Source organism: Patulibacter americanus DSM 16676 (assembly GCF_000420025.1).
GTDB classification, from domain to species: Bacteria; Actinomycetota; Thermoleophilia; order Solirubrobacterales; family Solirubrobacteraceae; genus Patulibacter; species Patulibacter americanus.
In genome coordinates this window covers 37,238-55,668 of sequence record NZ_ATUD01000013.1, presented here as the reverse complement: position 1 = coordinate 55,668, position 18,431 = coordinate 37,238, and the positions used below count along the sequence as shown (strand labels likewise).

Here is an 18,431-nt window from a genome sequence, read left to right as displayed (position 1 = left end):
GGAGTGCCCCGGCGGCGCAGGGCAGCGCCCACGGGGGCCGGATGCAGGCGGGCTTGCACGCGTCGGGCCCGCGGGTCGCCACCGTGGCGACCCGCGGGGCGCGTCCCGTCGCTAGTAGCGGACGGCGATCTCGACGCGGCGGTTGGCCTTGCGGCCCTTGGCCGTGCCGTTCGACGCGGTCGGCGACGTCTCGCCGGCGCTCTCGACGACGACCTTGGCGCCGCCGAGACCCGCACCGCGCAGGAGGGCGGAGATGGCCTGGGCGCGCTCGAGGCCGAGGCGCTCGTTCACGGCCGGGGAGCCCGCGTTGTCGGTGTGGCCCGTGATGGTGATGCGGCGCGCGCCGGAGAGCTGCGCGGCGATGTCCTTGGCGATGCGCTTGGCGGCGGCGGTCGGCTTGGCGCCCTTCGCGCCGAAGAACTCGTCCGCCGAGAGGGCGAGGTCCTTCGTCGGCAGCAGGCGGACCGTCTTCGTCGTGACCGTGCTCTTGCCGTCGACCGTCGCCTTGACCTGCACGCGGACCGTCAGGCCCTTGCCGGAGCGCTGCACCTGGCGGGCGCCGGCGCGGGTGAGCTTGATCTGCACGGAGCCGTTGCCGGTGCGGACGGCGCGCCCGAGGGTCTTTCCGCCCTTGGTGACCGAGACCTCGCAGCGGTACGACGCGGCGCCGGGGACGGTGCAGCCGACCGTCAGCGTGCGGCCGACGACGGCGGCGGTCTTGCCGGCCAGCGGGGCCGTGGGGGCCTTGAGCTCCGGCATGGGGGTCGGGGCCGGGGCGGGCGTCGGGGCTGGGGTCGGCGTGGGGGCCGGCGCCAGCGGGTTGACCGGGGCGTCACCGAACTGCGGGCCCGTGGGCTCACTCGTGTCGCCGTCCGGGATCGCCGCGACGGTCCAGGGGTAGTCCGTGACCTCGGACACGTCGGCGCCGATGCTGGTCCGGGCATGGAGGACGTGGTCGCCTGCCGTCAGGCCGCTGAGCTCGACCGTGGGGCCGCAGGCGCGGAACGCGGCGCCGTCGAGGGCGCACTCGATCTGCCCCTCGGTCTGGTCCTGGAACCCGAAGGACGCCGTCGTGTCCGTCGTGAAGCCGCTTGGGCCGAAGGTGAATCGCGGGGCCTCGGGCGCCGTGATCTCCCAGTCGACGACGTCGGGCTCGCCGACGTTGCCGGCGGCGTCGACCTGGCGGACGCGCACCCGGTGGGGGCCCTGCGTCAGGCCCGTGCGGCGGAACTCGTCCACGCACGTCTCGTACGGGCCGTCGTCGAGGGAGCACTGCGTCGCGACGGCGTCGCCGTATGTCATGAACGTGATGACGGCGGTGCGGCTGCTGGTCTGCTCGTCCGGGACGGTCATGATCCCGGGCTGGCCCGGCTCCGTGCGGTCGACCGTGAAGTCGTAGGAGAGCGCCTCGGAGGCGACGTCGTTCCCGTCGACCCAGCGGAACTCGGCGCGGTACTCGCCCTCCGCCAGCTCCCGGGTCCAGTCGGCGGCGCACGTGGCGAAGTCACCGGTGTCCGGCAGGAAGGGTCGCGGGTCGTAGACCCGGCACTGAAGCGTCGAGCCCGGGCGGTCCGTGATGCGGGCCGCGGCGTTCTGCACGGCCGCGGGCGGGGTCGTGGCGAAGACCGGGGGCTTCGGCTGCACGACGAACTCGAACTCCGAGACCGCGGAGAAGAACGTGAGGCCCTGCTCCCGGCGCTGCACCCGGAGGGTGTGTGCACCCGTGCCAAGCTGAGCCAACGTGAAGGTGCCGGCGCACGTCCCGAGCTGTGCGCCGTCGACGGCGCACCGGTACGCCGCACCGTCGGAGGGGACCTTCCAGTCCAACGTGGTCTCCGTCGTCGAGAGGTCGCCGGCGGCGTTCTCCGTGAGGGGCTGGACGAACTGCGCCGCCGCGAGGGTCGTCGCGGTCTCCTGCGAACCCGTGATGTTGCGGTAGACGACGAGCTCGGCCGGTCCGCCGGTGAGCAGCGGGACGACGATGTCGTCGCGGCCGTCGCGGTCCGCGTCGACCAGGGCGGCGTCCTGGCCGCCCAGCGAGAAGGAGGACTCCGTGCCGTCGGGAGCGCGGAAGTCCGCGCCGCTCTCGCCGATCAGGCCGACCGTGTCGCGGCCGGCACCGACTCGCCCGAACCGCGCGACGACCGCACGCTTGGCCTTCGAGTTCGAGCCTGTGAACGCATCCGACGGGCCGCCGAGGACCGAGAAGCCGAAGGCGCGCGTGGTGCCGTCGGAATTGCCGGTACCGCCCCAACGACGTCCGAGCAGGTCGAGGTCCTGGGAGCCCGTCGACTGCATCTCGGCGAGATCCGGGATGCCGACGGGCGACGTCACGGTGGCCGTGGTGCCGTCCACGCCGAGCGCGGAGACGGCCCCGCCGTTCCGGGTGGCTCCGAGGGCGAGCTGCGCGCCGGCGCCCTGCTTCCACGAGGAGAGGGGGCCGGCGAGGTCGGCCCAGATGGCCTGCTCCTCCAGCTCGGGGCCTTCGAAGCCATAGATCCGCGTCTCGCCGCTGGCGAGGGAGACGGCGACGCCGTCGGCGGTCGCGTCGGGCAGGAACCGGCCGACGGCGAGCCCGGTGGGCTGGTCGGGCAGGTCGAGCGCGGCGATGCCGTCGGCGCCGTCGGCGCCATAGATCGCGAGCAGGTGGCCGCCCCCGATCTTGGAGACGACGGCCGCGACGGCCGTGCCGGCCTGGTCCGCGGCGTTCATGTGGCCTGCGCCGGTGTACTGCACCTGCTCGACGCCGCCGTAGACGGCGATTCCGCCCTCGCGCAGCACGGCGTCCGCCCCGGCGATGAAATCGGTGAAGCGCAGCATCCCCAGATCCATGCTGGCGTCGACCCGGACGACGCCGGTGCGGCCGCCATCCGGAAGGCCGCCGATCACGCGGAGCTGACCCAGCGAGGGGTTGGTGGTGACCGCGGTGGTCGTCGTGAAGTCGAACTTCGCCGGGAAGGACGGCGCATCGGCCTGGGCAACGCCCGGCAGGACCAGGGCTGTTCCGGCCAGCAGGGCGCCGGTCGACAGGAGGGCGGAACGGAAGAACCGCCGGGAGCTGAGCAAGAGGGGCCTCGAGAGGAGAAGGGCGCGCCGGGGTCCCGGCGACGTCCGGTTTCGTCGGCCCGGGGAGTCCGGGCCGTGATCTTCCGTACGCCTAACGGACAAATGGCTACCGGCGTTCGCCTGAGACGTCGTACGCCCCCACCGGGTGCTGAGGCGAGCACGGGACGGCCGCGCCTGGGCGCTCGGGGCGCTCGTCCGCGCCCCGGCGGCTAGCCTCCGCGGCGTCCCCGGAGCCCGATCCGCCGTCCCGTGTCACAGGATCGGAGCGCCCACGCACTACCCAGGTGATGGCGGAGCCACCCCAGAGCGCCCTGGCCCTGAGCCGGCGCGATCCCCAGGCCTTCGCCACGTTCTACGCCGAGGAGGCGCCGCGCATGGTCGTGTTCTTCGCGCGCCGCGTGCTGGACCCGGAGGCCGCGCTGGACCTGACGGCGGAGACGTTCGCCGCGGCGTTCGTGTCCCGCCGCGGGTTCCGCGGGCGCGACGTGCGCTCCGCCCGTGCGTGGGTGCGGACGATCGCCGAACGGCAGCTCGCCGCGTACCTGCGCAAGGGCTACGCCGACCGCGCCGTCCGGACGCGCCTGGGCGTGGAGCGCCCGCCCGCCACCGCCGAGGAGCTGCAGCGCGTCGACGAGCTGGCCGCCCTGACGGGCCTACGCGCCGCCGTGGCCCGTGAGCTCCTGGAGCTGCCGCCGGGCGAGCGCGAGGCCGTGCAGCTGCGGGTGGTCGACGAGCTCGAGTTCGGCGAGGTGGCGGCCCGGCTGGACATCACGGAGGCCGCGGCACGGCAACGGGTGTCGCGGGCGCTGCGGCGGCTCGCGGCGCGGCTGCGGCCGCTGGGCGAGGGGGAGGTGACGGCATGACGGCGTACGAGCCGCCCGTGGGCCCGCCGCGCGAGCCGCGGATCGAGGACTTCCCGTCGCTGGAGGCGTTCGGGGAGCGGCTCGCCGCAGCCGACGTCCGCCGGTGGCGGCGCGGGTCGGGGTTCGGCGGCCCCGGCGTGCTCCTGGCGGCATTCGTCGGCACGACGGGCCTGGCGTTGACCGCGGCGACCGGTTCGCCCGTCCCGCCCTTCCTGCGGGCCGAGGCGCCCGTCGTGCGGCCAGCCCCGACGAGCGTCCGGCTGTCGACGGTCCGCGCGGCCGACCCGGCGGGTGGCCTGCCCTGGACGGTCCGGGTCGGATCGGCGGGCGACGGGACGCGGTGCGTGACCGTGGGTCAGGTCCGCGGTGAGCGGCTGGGGATCGAGACCGCCGAGGGCCGGTTCGAACCGCTCGGTCCCACGGCGGACGCCCAGTGCGGACAGATCGCCGACGGCGGTGCCGCGGCCCATGCTCCGGTAGTCGGCCTGCGCGACGTCCGCGCGGTGTCGGGCCGTGCGGGCCGCTTCACGGTCCTCTTCGGCGTGGCGCGCCCGGGGACCGATCGGGTCCGCGCCCTGCTGCCCAACGGCCGCACCGTGGTGGCGTCGCTCGCCGCCGACGGCTCGTTCGTGGCCCTGCTCCCCGGAGAGCCGCGACAGGCCCAGCCGATCGTCGACGTCCGCCGAGCGTCCGCCGGTGCCACCGTCCGCTTCGACCTCGCGAGGACGCTCCCGGACCCCGACCCACGGGGGCGGCCATGGAAGCTCACCGCCGAGTCGGACCTCGGGCGTGGTACGGGCAACCGCACTGTCGGTGCGACGAACGCGACCTGCTTCCGGGTCTCGCCGGTCCCGCCCTTCGTCGGATGGGACACGAAGATGCCGCGCGCCTGCGCCGTGCCCCGCGGGACGTGGGCCGCGGTCACCCGGCTGCGATCGGGAGCCCGCGGCGAGTTCGGCATCGGGCGTCTGCTCCGACCCGTGGATTGGGCCGGGCTTCCGACGAGGACGTTGGTGACGATCCGGGTTCCGGGGACGCGGAGCCTCCCCACCGTCCGGGCGCTCGGGCGGGCGTGGGCACTGCGCCGCGTCGGCGTGGCCCATATCGGCGGGAGCCGTGGCGACGCGGTCTACATGGGTTTGCTCCCAGGGGCGGTCGAGCCGGCGGACGTCCAGGTCAGCGTGCAGCGGGGCGCGAAGGCCCCGACCGCCGTTCCGGTGAGGCGCAGGGACCTGCGCGAGAGACGAGGGGTACGACCGTGAGCGTGTCGATGCGGAACGTGTTCTGGGCGGTGCTGGGCGGCACGCTCGTCGCCGCGGTGCTCTGGGCGGCGGGAGGCGGGCCGGGGACGGCCGAGGCGGAGTCGGGTGCCGACCACGGGCCGGACGCGACAGACGTGCGGGCGGCGACCACGGGACGCCAGGCACCGGCGTTCCGGTCCGTCCGCGGAACGGTGCGGATCGTTGCGCGGGCGCGAGACGTGGCCGGCGGCCCCGACTGGGTCGTCGAGCGGTTCGTCCTCCGGGGCCGGCCGTTCGCGCCGTACGTGCGGGTACCGAAGGGGCCGGTGGAGTGCGTCCGGCTCGGCCGTGCCGTCGGCCGGCGGGTCGCCTGGCTCGACGCCCTGGGGCGCGCCGGTCGGGTGTCGGACGAGCGCCGGCCGACGTTCTGCACCGTGGACGGGCGCGGGCGTGACCTGCAGACCCTGGCCGTGTTGGACGCGCGGGGCGGCCGCGTGCGGCGGACGGCCCTGGTCACCTTCGGGTTCGGCCGGCGCGGTCGACGGGCCGTCGTGCACGGCCGGACCGTGACGCTGCCCCGCCATGCGTCAGGGTTCGTGCGGGTCGACCGCCCCGTAGCGGGCGAGACGCCGGTGAATGCGCGCCCACCGATGCGTGCTCGGGTGACCTACGCGTCCCGTGGGCGGATGCAGCGCCAGGCGAGCGGGCTCCCCGACGTGACCACCGACGTGCGGCATCCCCGGGTGATCAGCCAGAGCGGAACGCCGATCGGGACCGTCGGTGTGGTCGTCGGCCGCATGGGCGGGACGGGGGAGCCGTGCGTGGCCTCCGGGGTCGTTCCGGCGTTCATGGGAACCGCGGGACGGTTGCGCGGCCCCCTCGGGGTCATCGAGGTCGATGCGCTTCACCAGTGCGATCGCATCGGCCGCCACCCGCGGTCGACCCGACCGCTGGCGAGCGTCGGAGCCCTCCGCGTTCCGGATGCCGCCGGAGGTACCGCCATCTATTCGACCGCGGTGGTCCTCGCGCCTCGCGGCGTCGACCGGATCGAGCTGCGGACGGTCGGTGGTGTGCAGACCGTCCGTGTCGCTGAGCCGGGCGTCGCCCTCGCGATCTGGCCGGACTCGGGTGCGGGGACGGACGATTTCGGTCCGAACGTCGACGCCGTCGGGCTCGGACACGACGGGCGACGGGTGGTGGCCCGCAACCGCTACCGGGAGCCGAGCCCCCCGACGGGCGACGTGGCGTTCGGCGGATGACGTCCCGACGCGCGCGGCCGGGCCCGTCATGCGCCAGAGTGGGCGCATGAGCCGTCGGATCCGCACGACATGCGCGACGTTGCTCGTCGCCGCTGCCGTGGCCGGCTGCGGCTCCGACGACGACCCGTCCACCACGGGGCTCGCGACGCCCGGGAGCGTCCCGTCGAAGACCGCGTCCACCGGCGCGACACCGCCCGCGTCGACGCAGTCCGTCCCCGATGCCGCCCCGTCGCCGGGCGGCACCACCACCGATACGGAGGCCAACGTGCCCGACGCCGATCAGCCCATCCTCTGCCCGTCCGACAAGGCCGGCGGGGCGCCGGGCGCCTTCGACGCCCGCGAGCTCGAGGGTCGCCCGCTGGCCGAGGCGCAGGCCACCGCGAAGGCCCGCGGCTGCTCCGTGCGCGTCGCGCGCCGCGACGGCGAGGACCTCATGGTCACCCAGGACCTGTCGACCAGCCGGATCAACGTCGAGGTGACGGACGGCCGGGTGACGCGGGTCCTCGGCGTCGCCTGAGGGGCCGGACGGCGGCCGGGGGCGACGTGCCCCGACCGCCGGGGCACGCGGGTGTCGCGGATCCGGCCGGGGGCCGGGCCCGCGACGGGCTCAGCCCTGCAGCGTGACGCCACCCGGGGCGGTGCAGACGCCGGGGCGGTCGGAGACGGTGCCGATGCGGCGGGTGCCGTGGTGGCGCTTCTCGAGCAGTGCGACGGTCGTGTCGACCTGGTCCTCGGGGACGATGGCGACGAAGCCGCAGCCCATGTTGAAGACCTCCCACATCTCGGCGTCGGAGACGCCGCCGAGCTTCTGGATCAGCGGCATGACCGCCGGCAGGGGGAGCGGCTCGGTGATGTCGAACCCGAGGCGGTCCGGCCCGAGGCGCACGAGGTTCAGCAGGCCGCCGCCGGTGATGTGGCTCAGGCCGCGGACGGCGACGCCGCTCTGCAGGAGCTCGACGATCGCGCGGACGTAGATGACGGTCGGCTCGAGCAGCGCGTCGGCGACGGACAGGCCGCCGAGCTCCTCCGGCCGGTCGTCGAGCGAGAGGCCGCCGTCCTGCTGCAGCGCCTTGCGGGCGAGCGTGTAGCCGTTGGAGTGGATGCCGCTCGAGGGCAGGCCGATCATCGCGTCGCCGGGCTGGATCTTCTCGCCCGTGACCATCTCGTCGAGCGCGACGGTGCCGATGGCCGTGCCGCAGAGGTCGAAGCCGTGCGGGTCGGGGTGGCCCTTGAGGAGCTCGGGGAGGACGGCGAGCTCGCCGCCGGGGATCTCGATGCCCGCGTCCTCGGCACCCGCCTTCAGCCCGCGCGCGATGGCCGCGAGGCGCTCGCCGTCGGGCTCCTGCACCGCGAGGTAGTCCAGCATCGCGATCGGCTCGGCGCCGACGCAGATGAGGTCGTTGACGTTCATCGCGATGCAGTCGATGCCGACGGTGTCGAGCCGGCCCGTCTCCTCCGCGACGATCAGCTTGGAGCCGACGCCGTCCGTGGCGATGGCGATCCCCAGGTTCGGGGCGACGCGCAGCACGCTGGCGTAGTGCCCGGAACCGAGGACGGAGGTCGAGGGCTTCCCGGTGTTGATCGTCCGCAGCACCGAGACCAGGGCGCCGACGCCCGCATCGGACTGGTTCGTGTCGACCCCGGAGGCAGCGTAGGCGTCGCTCATTGCGAGGGATCGTCGCAGACGGGGGTGTGACGCAGGTGCTCCGTCGAGACGACGACCTGCGGGCCCCGCCCCGTGCGTCGCGGGGCGGACCGCTGCGGAACGACGGCCGGGCACGGGCGCCCGCGAGCGCCGCCACCGGGTGCCCGGGGACGCGGGCTATCGTGGCCGCATGGACGCCGTCAGCACCGCCGCGCGCATCGGGGCCCTGCTGGACCCGCCACGGCCCGACCCGCCGGCCACGCACGGCTACGTCGACCTGCTGCCGCCGGAGCCCGACGAGCGCCCGTCGGTCGCGCAGCGGGCCATGCGCTCCTCCGTGCTCCCGCGGATCTACGAGCGGGCGTGGCGCCCGCTGCTGTTCCGCGCGTGGACGGGCCGGTCGACGGCGGCCGAGACCCGGCTGGGGCTCGACCTCGTACGGCCGCGGGCGGGGGAGACGGCGCTCGACGTCGCATGCGGCCCGGGGAACACGACGCGCCGGCTGCGCGAGGCGCTGGGGGACGGCCTGGCCGTGGGCTGCGACACGTCCGCGTCGATGCTCGCTCGTGCGGTGCGCGACAGCCCCGGTCCCGGGGTCGCCTACGTGCGCGCCGACGCCGAGGCGCTGCCCTTCGCGGACGGCAGCTTCGACGTGGTCACGTGCTACGGCGCGCTCTACCTGATGGAGCACCCGTTCCGGGCCGTCGACGAGCTGCTGCGCGTGCTGCGTCCCGGCGGGCGCGTCGCGCTCTTGACGACGTGCGACCGCGGTCCCGCCGCGGCGCGCACGGCGTTCGCCGTCACGCACGGGGCGATCGGCCTGCGGGGGTTCGCACCCGACGCGTTCACCACGCGGTTCGCCGCGGCGGGGCTCGTCGACGTGCGCCAGGAGGTCTCCTGGTGGTCGCAGACCGTGGCGGGACGGCGGCCCCAGGCCGCAGGCGGCTGAGGTCCGGGGCGACCGGGTTCCGGAACGGCCCGAGCCGAGGCGGCCAGGCCCGGCGCCCGCTAGGCCGGGCGCCGGCTAGGCCGGGCGCCGGCTAGGCCGGGCGCCCGCTAGGCGCGGGGTCCGCCGGCTGCGCCCGCCAGCGGCAGTCGGCCGCGGCCAGCGCCGTCGCGAGCCCCACCCGGTAGGCGGCGAACGGCCACAGGGGGAGGCCCTCCAGCGTGCGCCGCGCCATCGGGGCGGCCACGCGGCCCGACAGGGCGCCCGTGGTCGTGACGGCCACGAGCGGGACGAGGTGGCGGGGGTCCATCGTGCCCCGCCGCAGGCGTACGCCGAGACGCACGACCTTCAGCGCCGTGGCGCCGCCGACGGCCGGGACGGCGAGGGCGGCGGAGATCTTGCCGGAGTCGCCGCGGGAGAAGCCGCGGGCGCGGGCGGCCGTGAGGACGGCGCCGGAGCGCGAGACGCCCGGCCACAGCGCGGCGGCCTGGGCGGTGCCGACGACGAGCGCATCGGTCCACGTGGCGTCCTCCCAGCGCCGGCCCGCGGCGGGGCTCAGCGCGTCGGCGGTGGCCATTGCGACGGAGCCCGCGACGAGGCCCACGGCGATCGTGGCGTCGCCGCCGAGGTGACGCTCGATCTGCCGCTCGAGGGTGAGCGCCCCGACGACGGCGGGCAGCGAGGCGGTGACGATCCGCAGGGCGGTCCGGGCCGTGAGCCCCGGGTCGTCGATCACGCCGCGCAGGGCATGGACGGCCTCGCGGCGCAGGCCGACGGTGAGGCCCAGCAGCGTGCCGGCGTGGGCCCCGACCTCGACGCTCTTGGCGACCTCGGGATCGGCCGGACGACGGCCGCGGCGGCCCGCGGCCAGCCGCGCGACGAAGGCGACGTGGGCGGAGGAGGAGACGGGCAGCGCCTCCGCCGGGCCGTGCAGCGCACCGGCCAGGAGCGCGGCGGCCAGGCTGCGCCGCGGGCTGATGGCTTCGGGGACGGGCACGGAGGCAGGGTAGACCGCTCCCCGGCCGACCGGTGTGACCGCCGCCCGCCGCGCCCTCGGCTCCGGCGCCACGGTGCCGCGCCCGCAGTCGACCCCTACCCTCCACCCATGGCCGTCCCGCTCTTCGACACCGCGACCGCCCTCGCCCCGCTGCGCGGCGAGCTGCACGACGCGCTCCTGCGGACGGCGGACGGCGGGGCCTTCATCCTCGGGCCCGAGGTGGGGGCGTTCGAGCAGGAGTTCGCGGGCTGGCTCGGTGCGCGCCACGCCGTCGGCGTGGCCAACGGCACCGAGGCGATCACGATCGCCCTGCGCGCCCTGGGCGTCGGACCGGGCGACGAGGTCGTCGTCCCGTCCTTCACGTTCTGGGCGAGCGCCGAGGCGATCCCGCCGACGGGCGCGACGCCCGTCTTCTGCGACGTCGATCCCGAGACGATGTGCGTCACGGCGGAGACGGTGAAGGCCGCGCTGACCCCGCGCACGAAGGCGGTGATCGTCGTGCACCTGTTCGGCAACGTCGCCCCCGTCGCCGAGATCCGCCGCGAGACCGGGCTGCCGGTGCTCGAGGACGCCGCGCAGGCCGCCGGGTCGACGCTCACCGCCGACGGCGACCCGACGCACCCCATCGCCCGCCCGGGCGCGCTGGGCGACATCGCGACGTTCAGCTTCTATCCGTCGAAGAACCTCGGCGGGTTCGGTGACGGCGGCGCGATCACCACGAACGACGACGCCCTCGCCGAGCGGGTCCGGACGCTGCGCTTCCACGGCAGCGCGGACAAGGTCGACTACGTCGAGATCGGCTACAACAGCCGTCTCGACGAGCTGCAGGCCGCCGTCCTGCGCGTGCAGCTGCCGCACCTGAACGCCTGGGCGGCGCACCGCGCGGCCAGCCACGTCCGCTACCACCGCGCCGGGATCGACGAGCTCGTGCAGCCGCCCGTCGCCGCGCCGGACGCCACGCCGGCCTGGCACCTCTACGTCGTGCGCTCGCCGCGGGCGGACGAGCTCGTCGCCGGCCTGCAGGAGCGGGGGATCGGGGCGCGGGCCTACTACCGGACGCCCGTGCACCGCCAGGCGCCGATGGCGGTGTTCCAGCCCGACGGGCTCGCCGACCTGCCCGTGACGGACGAGCTGGCGCGCACCCACCTGGCCCTCCCCATCAGCGCGACGATCACCGAGGAGCAGATCGCCGAGGTCGTCGGCGCCGTCGGGGACGTCCTCGCCGGCTGATCGTGCGCCGCCCGCGCCTGGCCCTCGCGGCGGCGGGGCTGCTGCTCCTGCTGGTCACCGTGGCGGTGTCCGTGCTCGTCGGCCGGGACGGCGACGACCCGGCGCGGTCGGGCGCGCCGGGGACCACCACGGCCCGCGGCGCCGCGGCGGCGCCGAACACGGACGCCGCGCCCGCCACCCCGGACGCCGACGGCTCCGGAGCCCCCGCGGAGGGGGACGGCCCCGAGGGCGGCGCGGGAACGGACGGCGCCGCGGGGACCGGCACGGACGGGAGCCGGCCGCCCGTGGCCCCGCTCCGGCGCGACGAGGCCGGCGACCCGGCGCTCGTCCCGCCGTCCCCGACCGCGCCCGGGACGGCCTACCTCGCGCTCGGCGACTCGCTCGCGCAGGGCATCCAGAACATCGACGGACGGCTGCGCACCACGAACCAGGGCTACCCCGACGTGCTGGCCGCACGGCTGCGCGCGGCGGGGACCCCCGTGGCGCTCGGCCGCGTGGGCTGCTCCGGCGCGACGGTGGAGAGCCTCGTCGAGGGCGCCCGCGACTGCCTGCCGCCGCCGCCGCGCCCGCTGGCCTACGTCAACCGGGGCCCGGGGACCAGCCAGCTCGCCTGGGCCGAGGACTGGCTGCGTCGCCGCGGCGACCGCCCGACCCTCGTCACGATCGACATCGGCGCGAACGACCTGCTCGGGTGCTTCACGCCGAACCCCGACCGGGTCCGCGCGTGCTTCGACGAGCGGCTGCCCGTCGTGGAGGCGCAGCTGCGGGACGTCGCCCGCCGGCTGCGGGCCGCGGCCGGCCCCCGCACCGTGCTGGCGGCGATGACGTATTACGACCCGGCCGTCGCGCTCGTCCGGATCGGCGCGACCCGGAAGGCCGCGATCGCCTTCCACGACGCCGTCCGCCGCCGCGCGAACCCGGCGATCGTCGCGCTGTACGAGGCCGAGGGCTTCGCCGTCGCCCGGGTCGACCGGGTGTTCCGCAGCCACCGGCCGGCGACGGCCGATGGCGTCGTGCAGCGCACGTGCGACCTGACGCGGCTGTGCACCCTGGCGGACTTCCACCCCACCGCGGAGGGCTACGCGCTGATCGGCGACGCCTTCGCGCGCGTCGCCCGGGACCGCGTGGCCCGGGTCGCCGGCTGACGCGAGCCTCGGCGCCCGGTGGGACGCCGACCGCCGGGCGCCGCCCCGATGCGCGAGCATGGCCCGCGATGCGCGTCTGGATCGACCTCACCAACAGCCCGCACGTCCTCGTCCTGCGTCCGGTGATCGAGGACCTGCGCGCCCGCGGGCACGAGGTCGACGTCACCGCGCGCGATTTCGCCCAGACCCTGGGGCTGTGCGACCGGCTCGGCATCGCGCACACCGCGATCGGCCACCACCGCGGCGAGCGGCTGCCCGACAAGGCCCGCGGGCTGGCCTCGCGCACCACGGCGCTGCTGCGCTGGGCCCGCCGCGTCGGCGGGTGGCCCGGCGGTGCGCGTCCCTTCGACGTCGCGCTCGGCCACGGCTCCAACGACGTGACGGTGGCGGCGGCGTTGCTGGGCATCCCGTCGGCGACGGCCTTCGACTACGAGTGGGCGACGGTCCAGCACCAGATCAACTGCCGGCTGGCGCGCTCCGTGGTCGTGCCGGCCGTCATCCCGCCCGAGCGGCTGGCGCCCTACGGGGCGACGGGCAAGATCCGCGAGTACGAGGGGCTGAAGGAGGAGTACTACCTCTCCGACCTCGAGCCCGACACGTCCGTCCTCACCGAGCTGGGCCTCGACCCCGCGCTCCCGCTCGCGGTCGTGCGCACCCCGCCCGAGGTGTCGCTCTACCACCGCTTCCACAACGACCGCTTCGCGATCGTGCTCGACCGCCTGCGCGCCCAGGGACAGGTCGTGGTGCTGCCCCGCACCGAGGCGCAGCGGGTCGAGCTGCGCGAGGCCGGGGGCTTCGTGATCCCGGAGCGGCCGATCGACGGGCCCTCCCTCGTGGCGCTCGCCGACCTGGTCGTGAGCGCGGGTGGCACGATGAACCGCGAGGCCGTCGCGCTCGGCACGCCCGTCTTCACGACCTTCGACGGCAAGCCGGGCGCCGTCGACGACGCGCTCATCGCCGATGGCCGCCTGCGGCGCCTGGACGACCCGGAGGAGGTCGTGCTGGAGCGCCGCGACCGCTCGGGCGCCGACGCCGGCCGCACCCGCCGCGACCCGCGGATCCTCACCGACCTGCTGCTGACCGCGGCGGGCTGAGCGGGACCCCTACGCCCCGGCCCAGCCGATCGTCCGCAGGGCGTCGCGCAGGCCGGTCGTGAGGACGGGGGCCACCGCCGCCGTGATCCCCGCCGCGACGACGGCCGCGATCACGAACCGGCGGGCCCGGGCCGCCGCCCCCGCGGCCACGATCACCGCGCCGGCGACGCCCTCGAGCGTGGCCATCGCACGCAGCCCCGGCTGCTCCCAGACCCACAGCAGCGCGATCGACTCGCCCATGAGCAGGCCCCCGAGGACACCGAGCGCGGCGCCGTGCAGCCAGGAGCCCCGCGCCCGGCCGTCCCGCCCGACGCGCATGGTCACCCGGGTGGAGAAGCACGCCCCCAGCAGCCCGACCGCGCCGCCCACCACGACGCCGGCCGCCCCCCAGCCCACGCCGAGGACCGCGGCGCGGCGCAGCCCCGTGTCGCCGTCGAACCACACCGGGATGGCGTAGTAGGCGACGGAGCCGAGGGCGATGGTGATCGCGCCGGCCACCGTGCCCAGGACGAGGCCCCCGGCCCCACGACGCCAGCCGCCGAGCGCACCGGCCACGAACGCCCCGACGAGCCACGGGCCGCCGAGGCGCGAGAACTCCCACGCGCCGCGGAACGGGCCCTCCGTCGTGATCCGGCCCATCAGCCCGAGAGCGCCGGCGAACAGCACCGCAACGAGCAGGACGAGTAGGACGGGGACGCCGCGCGGGCGGACCCGGCGGCTGCGCCCGCGGGCGCCGTCCGTCGGGCCCCACGGCCCGGCGCCCGGCCCGTCGCCCCTCGGGCGACGCAGGGCGCTGGGCCTCGCCTCCTCGGCACGACGGGGGACGCGAGGCCTCGCGTGGTCCGGGACGGGCATCGCCCCGGATCCTGGAGCATGCGCCTCAGGGGCGCCTCAACGTGGCGCGTCAGCCGGCGTTCGCCGCGGCGATCTCCGCGGCCAGCCCCGCGAGCAGGTAGCCCGCGCCCTGGTCGTAGACCTCGCGCACGGGGTCGGGTAGGCGGTCCGGGAGCTGGGCGAACGGGACGCCGGCGCCCTGGCGCCGCTCGACGGAGGCGAGGAAGGAGAGCGCCCAGTGGACCCAGCAGACCGCGGCGCGCTCGGCGGCGGGCCGCTCCAGGCCGGCGTCGACGAGCACGCCGACGAGCTGCTCGGCCTCCGTCCGCGTCTCCTCCGTGGCGGCGCGGCCGTCGAGCGACTCGGCGGCGAGGCCGGGGCACGGGCGGTAGACGCTCCAGATCCGCTGGGCCGAGCCGTCGAAGGTGGCGCGCCAGTCCAGGCCGTCCGGAACGCGGGGGACGACGGCCAGCCGGTGCTCGAGCATCAGCTCCAGCAGGGTCCCGCGCGAGTCGACGTGCCGGTAGAGGGCGGGGGCGCTCACGCCCAGCCGGGCGGCGAGCGGGCGGAGGGTCACCTGGTCCGTGCCCTGCTCGGCGGCGAGCGCCAGGGCCTCCTGCACGACGCGGTCGGGAGTGAGACCGGGGCGCTGCGTGTCGGGGGCCATCGCCGGCGATGGTAGACGGGTGTGCAGCGCCCGGGTGCCGGTGCTCCGCCCACCCGTGCGAGAATCGATCGGATGCGCCGTCGCCCCGCTGCGCTGAGTTTCCACCGGCTCTCGCCCCTGCAGGCGCTGGTCGACTTCGTGCTGGCCGTCGGGGCGTACTGGCTGGCGTTCCGCATGCGGTTCGACCTGCGGCACGTCTCGGAGGTCTCGCCGAAGTTCGCGAACCTCTTCGACCACACCTGGTACCTCGTCGGGATCTGCGTGGTGCTGGCGGTCTGGGCGCTCGGCGGCTACCACCGCTCGTGGCGCCACACGGACGGCCGCGACGACTTCCGCGCCGGTCAGGGCGTCGTGCTCGGGCTGCTGCTGTTCCTCGGGGCCAACGGCGTGCTGCACCCCGCCACGTGGGTCAGCTCGCAGGGGATCACCACCACCTACCCGCCGCCCTCGATCTACGGCCTCGCGACGGTGGCGGGCATCGGCCTGATCATCGGCGCACGGATCGTGGTGCGCGCCGTGGCCGAGCGCAGCCTGCTCTTCGGCTTCGGCCGCCGCGGCACGGGGAAGGGCGCGCTGATCGTCGGGGCCGGCGAGGGCGGGCGGCTCGTGCTGCGCGAGATGCTGCGCAACCCCCAGCTCGGCCTGCGGCCCGTCGGGTTCGTCGACGACGACCCCGCCAAGCGCGGCACCCGCGTCGACGGCGTGCGGGTGCACGGCCGGATCTCGGATCTGCCGCGCGTGATCGACGACGTCGAGCCCGACGAGATCATCATCGCCATCCCGTCCGCGCCCGGCACGCTGCGCGCCGACGTGCTGCGCGCGGGCCGCCAGCGCGGGGTGCCGGTCCGCACGCTGCCGACGGTCTTCGAGCTGCTGCAGGCGGGCAGCGGCCAGGTCGTCCGCCAGGTGCGCGAGATCCGGGTGGAGGACGTCCTCGGGCGCGACCCCGTCGTGATGGAGCTCGACCGGGTCGGCGCGTACCTCAAGGGGGAGCGCGTGCTCGTGACGGGCGCCGGTGGCTCGATCGGCTCGGAGCTCTGCCGCCAGATCGCCCGCGTCGGCCCGGAGCGGCTGATCCTGCTCGACCACGCGGAGGACAACCTCTTCCGCATCGAGCGCGAGCTGCTCGAGGACCGGCAGGTGCCCGAGGGCGTGGTCGGCTCGGTCATCGCCGACGTGAAGGAGGGGGAGCGGATCCGTGAGGTCCTGCGGGACGAGGCGCCGACGATCGTCTTCCACGCCGCCGCCTACAAGCACGTGGGGCTCATGGAGCTCAACCCCGTCGAGGCGGTGCGCAACAACTCCATCGCCACCCGCCTGCTCGCGCGCCTGTGCGGCGAGCAGGGCGTCGACCGGTTCGTGCTCGTCTCGACCGACAAGGCCGTCGATCCCGCCACGGTGATGGGCGCGAGCAAGGCGCTGGCCGAGCTGGCCGTCGAGAGCGCCGCCCAGCGCTGGACGGACACGCGGTACGCCTGCGTGCGGTTCGGCAACGTGCTGGGCTCGAGCGGCTCCGTCGTCCCGATCTTCCAGCGGCAGATCGCCAAGGGCGGTCCCGTCACCGTGACCGATCCGGGGATGACCCGGTACTTCATGACGATCCCGGAGGCGGTGCAGCTCGTCATCCAGGCCGGATCCCTCGGCTCGTCCGGCGAGATCCTCGTGCTCGACATGGGCGAGCCGGTCAAGATCATGCAGCTGGCCCGCGACATGATCGAGCTCTCCGGGCTGCGCCCGGACGAGGACATCGCCATCGAGGTCGTCGGTCCGCGCCCCGGCGAGAAGCTCCACGAGGAGCTCTTCAACCCCTTCGAGACGCTGCGGCCGACGGGCGCGGAGCGCATCCACCGCGCCGAGCGGACGCCGCTGACGGCCGACGCGATCGAGGGCATGTTCGACGAGATCGCGCTGCTCGTGCTCGAGGGCGACGCCCGCGGCGTGGCGGGCAAGGTCGCCGACCTGCAGCGCGTCCACGCGGCCGTGGCGGAGCCCGCGGACGACCCGGGCCGTGCCGTCGGGGACGGCGCCAGCGCCTACACTGGTCCGCTATGACGTCCGGGGTCCCCCTGCTCGCGGCCAGTTTCGCGAGCAAATTCGACACGATCGGGCCGTACGTCGGCTTCGCTTCCCTCATCGCCGTGGTCGCCATGGCGATCCTCGTGTTCTCGCAGGGCCGGGAGCTGCAGCGCCTGCGCGAGTGGGCCGGCACGTCGCCCGAGCGACTCGAGGCGCTCGAGGACGAGATCCGCGCGCGGGCGTACGGCGGGGCCCCGCCGCAGGCCCAGGGCGCCGGCCCCGCGCGTCCCGGCACGCTCGCCCGGCACCCGGGTGCGGTCGCCGGCGCCGCCGGCGTCGCCGCCCCGGGCGCGCCCCCCGGTGCCCCGGTGACCGCCGCGGCGACGGCCACCCCGCCGCCGCCCGGCTCGCCCGTGACGGGCGCGTCCACGACCGCCGACGGCGCCGCGGTGCCGCCCGGCGGCGCCCGCCCCGTCCCGCCGCGCCCCACGCCCCCGGGCGGTCCCGGCGCCACCCGCATCCTGCCCGCCGCCTCCACGGCCGGCGGCCCCCGGGCGGCCACGCCGGCGGGCATGGCGGCGGCCACCGCCCGCGAGCGCGAGGCCGCTGACGGTGGCTCGCGCCGCTCCCTCGGCCAGATCCTGGGCGTCGGCGCGGTCGTCCTCGTGGTGCTCGTCGCGCTGCTCTTCGCCTTCGGCGTCATCGGCGGCGACGGCGGGAACCCGGCGGTGGACGAGAAGAACCGGGCCGACCCGATCGCGAACCCCGAGAAGCCGCGGAAGACGACCCGCACGTACTCGCTCACGTCGACGCGCGTCACCGTGCTCAACGGCTCGGGCCAGTCCGGCGTCGCGAAGTCCGTCAGCGACGAGATCGACCAGAAGCTGCGCTTCCCCCTCGGCAAGCCCAGCAACTACCTCGTCAACGGCGTTCCGCCGACCCCGTCGCTCGCGACCACGTTGGTCCTCTACGCCACCGGCGAGGGGCAGTCCCGCAACCGCGACGCGGCGCGGGACATCGCGAAGGGCCTGGGGCTGAAGACGAACGGCACCGTCGTCCGGGCGGCCAACGCCGACGCGAAGGCGAACGCGCCCGACGCGAAGGTCGTCGTCGTCGTGGGCCAGGACCTCGCCGCGAAGTACGCGGACGAGCCGAGCTCGTCGAACGCCAACGGTGGCGCGACCGGCGACACGAGCGGCGGCACCACGGGTGGCACCGGCGGGACGTCCGGCACCACCACGCCGGGGACCACCGGTGGCACGGGCGGGGCGACGACGCCGAGCGCGCCGGTCGACCCGGGCGCCGGCACCGCCGCCCCGGACGCCACGGCGACGCCGGACGGCACCGCTGACCCCACCGGCACCGCCGGTGGGGGCACGGCGCCCTAGCGCGACCCCGCCCGCGCCGGACCCCGTAGGGTCCGCACCG

At 76.1% G+C, this 18,431-nt stretch carries 15 protein-coding genes; 10 read left to right on the top strand and 5 right to left on the bottom strand.

What is annotated here, in order from left to right; genetic code table 11:
- Nucleotides 1-111: 111 nt before the first annotated feature.
- Nucleotides 112-3,066 (bottom strand): OmpA family protein, encoded by a 2,955-nt coding sequence (locus F593_RS28745; RefSeq protein ID WP_022930091.1) that lies wholly within the window; start codon nt 3,064-3,066, stop codon nt 112-114.
- Nucleotides 3,067-3,353: 287 nt separating this feature from the next.
- Here F593_RS28745 and F593_RS26315 point away from each other — a divergent pair, with 287 nt between their 5' ends.
- The 4 genes from F593_RS26315 to F593_RS0117735 are packed head-to-tail and all read left to right on the top strand — an operon-like array spanning nt 3,354 to nt 6,946.
- Nucleotides 3,354-3,929 (top strand): RNA polymerase sigma factor, encoded by a 576-nt coding sequence (locus F593_RS26315; protein ID WP_022930090.1) that lies wholly within the window; start codon nt 3,354-3,356, stop codon nt 3,927-3,929.
- Nucleotides 3,926-5,191 carry a hypothetical protein gene (locus tag F593_RS0117745; protein WP_022930089.1) on the top strand — a complete coding sequence of 422 codons (1,266 nt, stop codon included), beginning with the start codon at nt 3,926-3,928 and terminating at the stop codon, nt 5,189-5,191. Before F593_RS26315 ends, F593_RS0117745 begins: the two co-directional genes overlap by 4 nt.
- Nucleotides 5,188-6,429, top strand: a complete 1,242-nt coding sequence (locus F593_RS0117740) for a hypothetical protein (RefSeq protein ID WP_157251941.1) — start codon at nt 5,188-5,190, stop codon at nt 6,427-6,429. The genes F593_RS0117745 and F593_RS0117740 overlap by 4 nt, the downstream gene beginning before the upstream one ends.
- Before the next feature lie 46 nt (nt 6,430-6,475).
- Nucleotides 6,476-6,946: a hypothetical protein gene (locus tag F593_RS0117735; protein WP_022930087.1), complete on the top strand. Its 471-nt coding sequence runs from the start codon at nt 6,476-6,478 to the stop codon at nt 6,944-6,946.
- A 90-nt stretch (nt 6,947-7,036) separates the two neighbouring features.
- Here F593_RS0117735 and purM read toward each other — a convergent pair whose 3' ends face one another.
- Nucleotides 7,037-8,095, bottom strand: a complete 1,059-nt coding sequence (purM, locus tag F593_RS26310; protein WP_022930086.1) for a phosphoribosylformylglycinamidine cyclo-ligase — start codon at nt 8,093-8,095, stop codon at nt 7,037-7,039.
- Between the two features lie 169 nt (nt 8,096-8,264).
- On the opposite strand from purM, the gene F593_RS0117725 reads away from it, so the two are divergent.
- Entirely contained in the window at nt 8,265-9,023 is a 759-nt protein-coding gene (locus F593_RS0117725) for a class I SAM-dependent methyltransferase (RefSeq protein WP_022930085.1), read from the top strand.
- A 91-nt stretch (nt 9,024-9,114) separates the two neighbouring features.
- Here the strand turns inward: F593_RS0117725 and F593_RS0117720 are convergent, their stop codons facing one another.
- On the bottom strand, nt 9,115-10,017 hold the full coding sequence (locus F593_RS0117720) for an undecaprenyl-diphosphate phosphatase (protein WP_028721780.1): 903 nt from the start codon (nt 10,015-10,017) through the stop codon (nt 9,115-9,117).
- A 108-nt stretch (nt 10,018-10,125) separates the two neighbouring features.
- On the opposite strand from F593_RS0117720, the gene F593_RS0117715 reads away from it, so the two are divergent.
- The 3 genes from F593_RS0117715 to F593_RS0117705 all read left to right on the top strand — a co-directional run bounded on the left by F593_RS0117715 (nt 10,126) and on the right by F593_RS0117705 (nt 13,486).
- A complete protein-coding gene (locus F593_RS0117715; RefSeq protein WP_028721779.1) occupies nt 10,126-11,247 on the top strand; it encodes a DegT/DnrJ/EryC1/StrS family aminotransferase in 1,122 nt (373 codons plus the stop codon).
- 2 nt (nt 11,248-11,249) lie between these two features.
- Nucleotides 11,250-12,392, top strand: coding sequence for an SGNH/GDSL hydrolase family protein (locus tag F593_RS0117710; RefSeq protein WP_022930083.1), 1,143 nt, complete (start codon nt 11,250-11,252; stop codon nt 12,390-12,392).
- Nucleotides 12,393-12,460: 68 nt separating this feature from the next.
- Nucleotides 12,461-13,486 carry a DUF354 domain-containing protein gene (locus F593_RS0117705; protein WP_022930082.1) on the top strand — a complete coding sequence of 342 codons (1,026 nt, stop codon included), beginning with the start codon at nt 12,461-12,463 and terminating at the stop codon, nt 13,484-13,486.
- Nucleotides 13,487-13,495: 9 nt separating this feature from the next.
- On the opposite strand, the gene F593_RS0117700 is transcribed toward F593_RS0117705, so the two are convergent.
- Both F593_RS0117700 and F593_RS28740 read right to left on the bottom strand, forming a co-directional pair.
- A complete protein-coding gene (locus F593_RS0117700) occupies nt 13,496-14,341 on the bottom strand; it encodes a hypothetical protein (RefSeq protein WP_022930081.1) in 846 nt (281 codons plus the stop codon).
- Between the two features lie 49 nt (nt 14,342-14,390).
- Entirely contained in the window at nt 14,391-14,987 is a 597-nt protein-coding gene (locus F593_RS28740) for a TetR/AcrR family transcriptional regulator (RefSeq protein ID WP_022930080.1), read from the bottom strand.
- Nucleotides 14,988-15,059: 72 nt separating this feature from the next.
- Here F593_RS28740 and F593_RS26300 point away from each other — a divergent pair, with 72 nt between their 5' ends.
- On the top strand, nt 15,060-17,039 hold the full coding sequence (locus tag F593_RS26300; protein WP_022930079.1) for a polysaccharide biosynthesis protein: 1,980 nt from the start codon (nt 15,060-15,062) through the stop codon (nt 17,037-17,039).
- Nucleotides 17,036-18,391, top strand: coding sequence for a LytR C-terminal domain-containing protein (locus F593_RS0117685; RefSeq protein WP_022930078.1), 1,356 nt, complete (start codon nt 17,036-17,038; stop codon nt 18,389-18,391). Before F593_RS26300 ends, F593_RS0117685 begins: the two co-directional genes overlap by 4 nt.
- Nucleotides 18,392-18,431 lie beyond the last annotated feature (40 nt).

Excerpts from the sequence above, each read along its gene's own strand:
- F593_RS26315 (WP_022930090.1), top strand. The coding sequence starts at position 3,354 with ATGGCGGAGCCACCCCAGAGCGCCCTGGCCCTGAGCCGGCGCGATCCC.
- F593_RS0117745 (WP_022930089.1), top strand. The coding sequence starts at position 3,926 with ATGACGGCGTACGAGCCGCCCGTGGGCCCGCCGCGCGAGCCGCGGATC.
- F593_RS0117735 (WP_022930087.1), top strand. The coding sequence starts at position 6,476 with ATGAGCCGTCGGATCCGCACGACATGCGCGACGTTGCTCGTCGCCGCT.
- purM (WP_022930086.1), bottom strand. The coding sequence starts at position 8,095 with ATGAGCGACGCCTACGCTGCCTCCGGGGTCGACACGAACCAGTCCGAT.
- F593_RS0117725 (WP_022930085.1), top strand. The coding sequence starts at position 8,265 with ATGGACGCCGTCAGCACCGCCGCGCGCATCGGGGCCCTGCTGGACCCG.
- F593_RS0117715 (WP_028721779.1), top strand. The coding sequence starts at position 10,126 with ATGGCCGTCCCGCTCTTCGACACCGCGACCGCCCTCGCCCCGCTGCGC.
- F593_RS0117705 (WP_022930082.1), top strand. The coding sequence starts at position 12,461 with ATGCGCGTCTGGATCGACCTCACCAACAGCCCGCACGTCCTCGTCCTG.
- F593_RS0117700 (WP_022930081.1), bottom strand. The coding sequence starts at position 14,341 with ATGCCCGTCCCGGACCACGCGAGGCCTCGCGTCCCCCGTCGTGCCGAG.
- F593_RS28740 (WP_022930080.1), bottom strand. The coding sequence starts at position 14,987 with ATGGCCCCCGACACGCAGCGCCCCGGTCTCACTCCCGACCGCGTCGTG.
- F593_RS26300 (WP_022930079.1), top strand. The coding sequence starts at position 15,060 with ATGCGCCGTCGCCCCGCTGCGCTGAGTTTCCACCGGCTCTCGCCCCTG.
- F593_RS0117685 (WP_022930078.1), top strand. The coding sequence starts at position 17,036 with ATGACGTCCGGGGTCCCCCTGCTCGCGGCCAGTTTCGCGAGCAAATTC.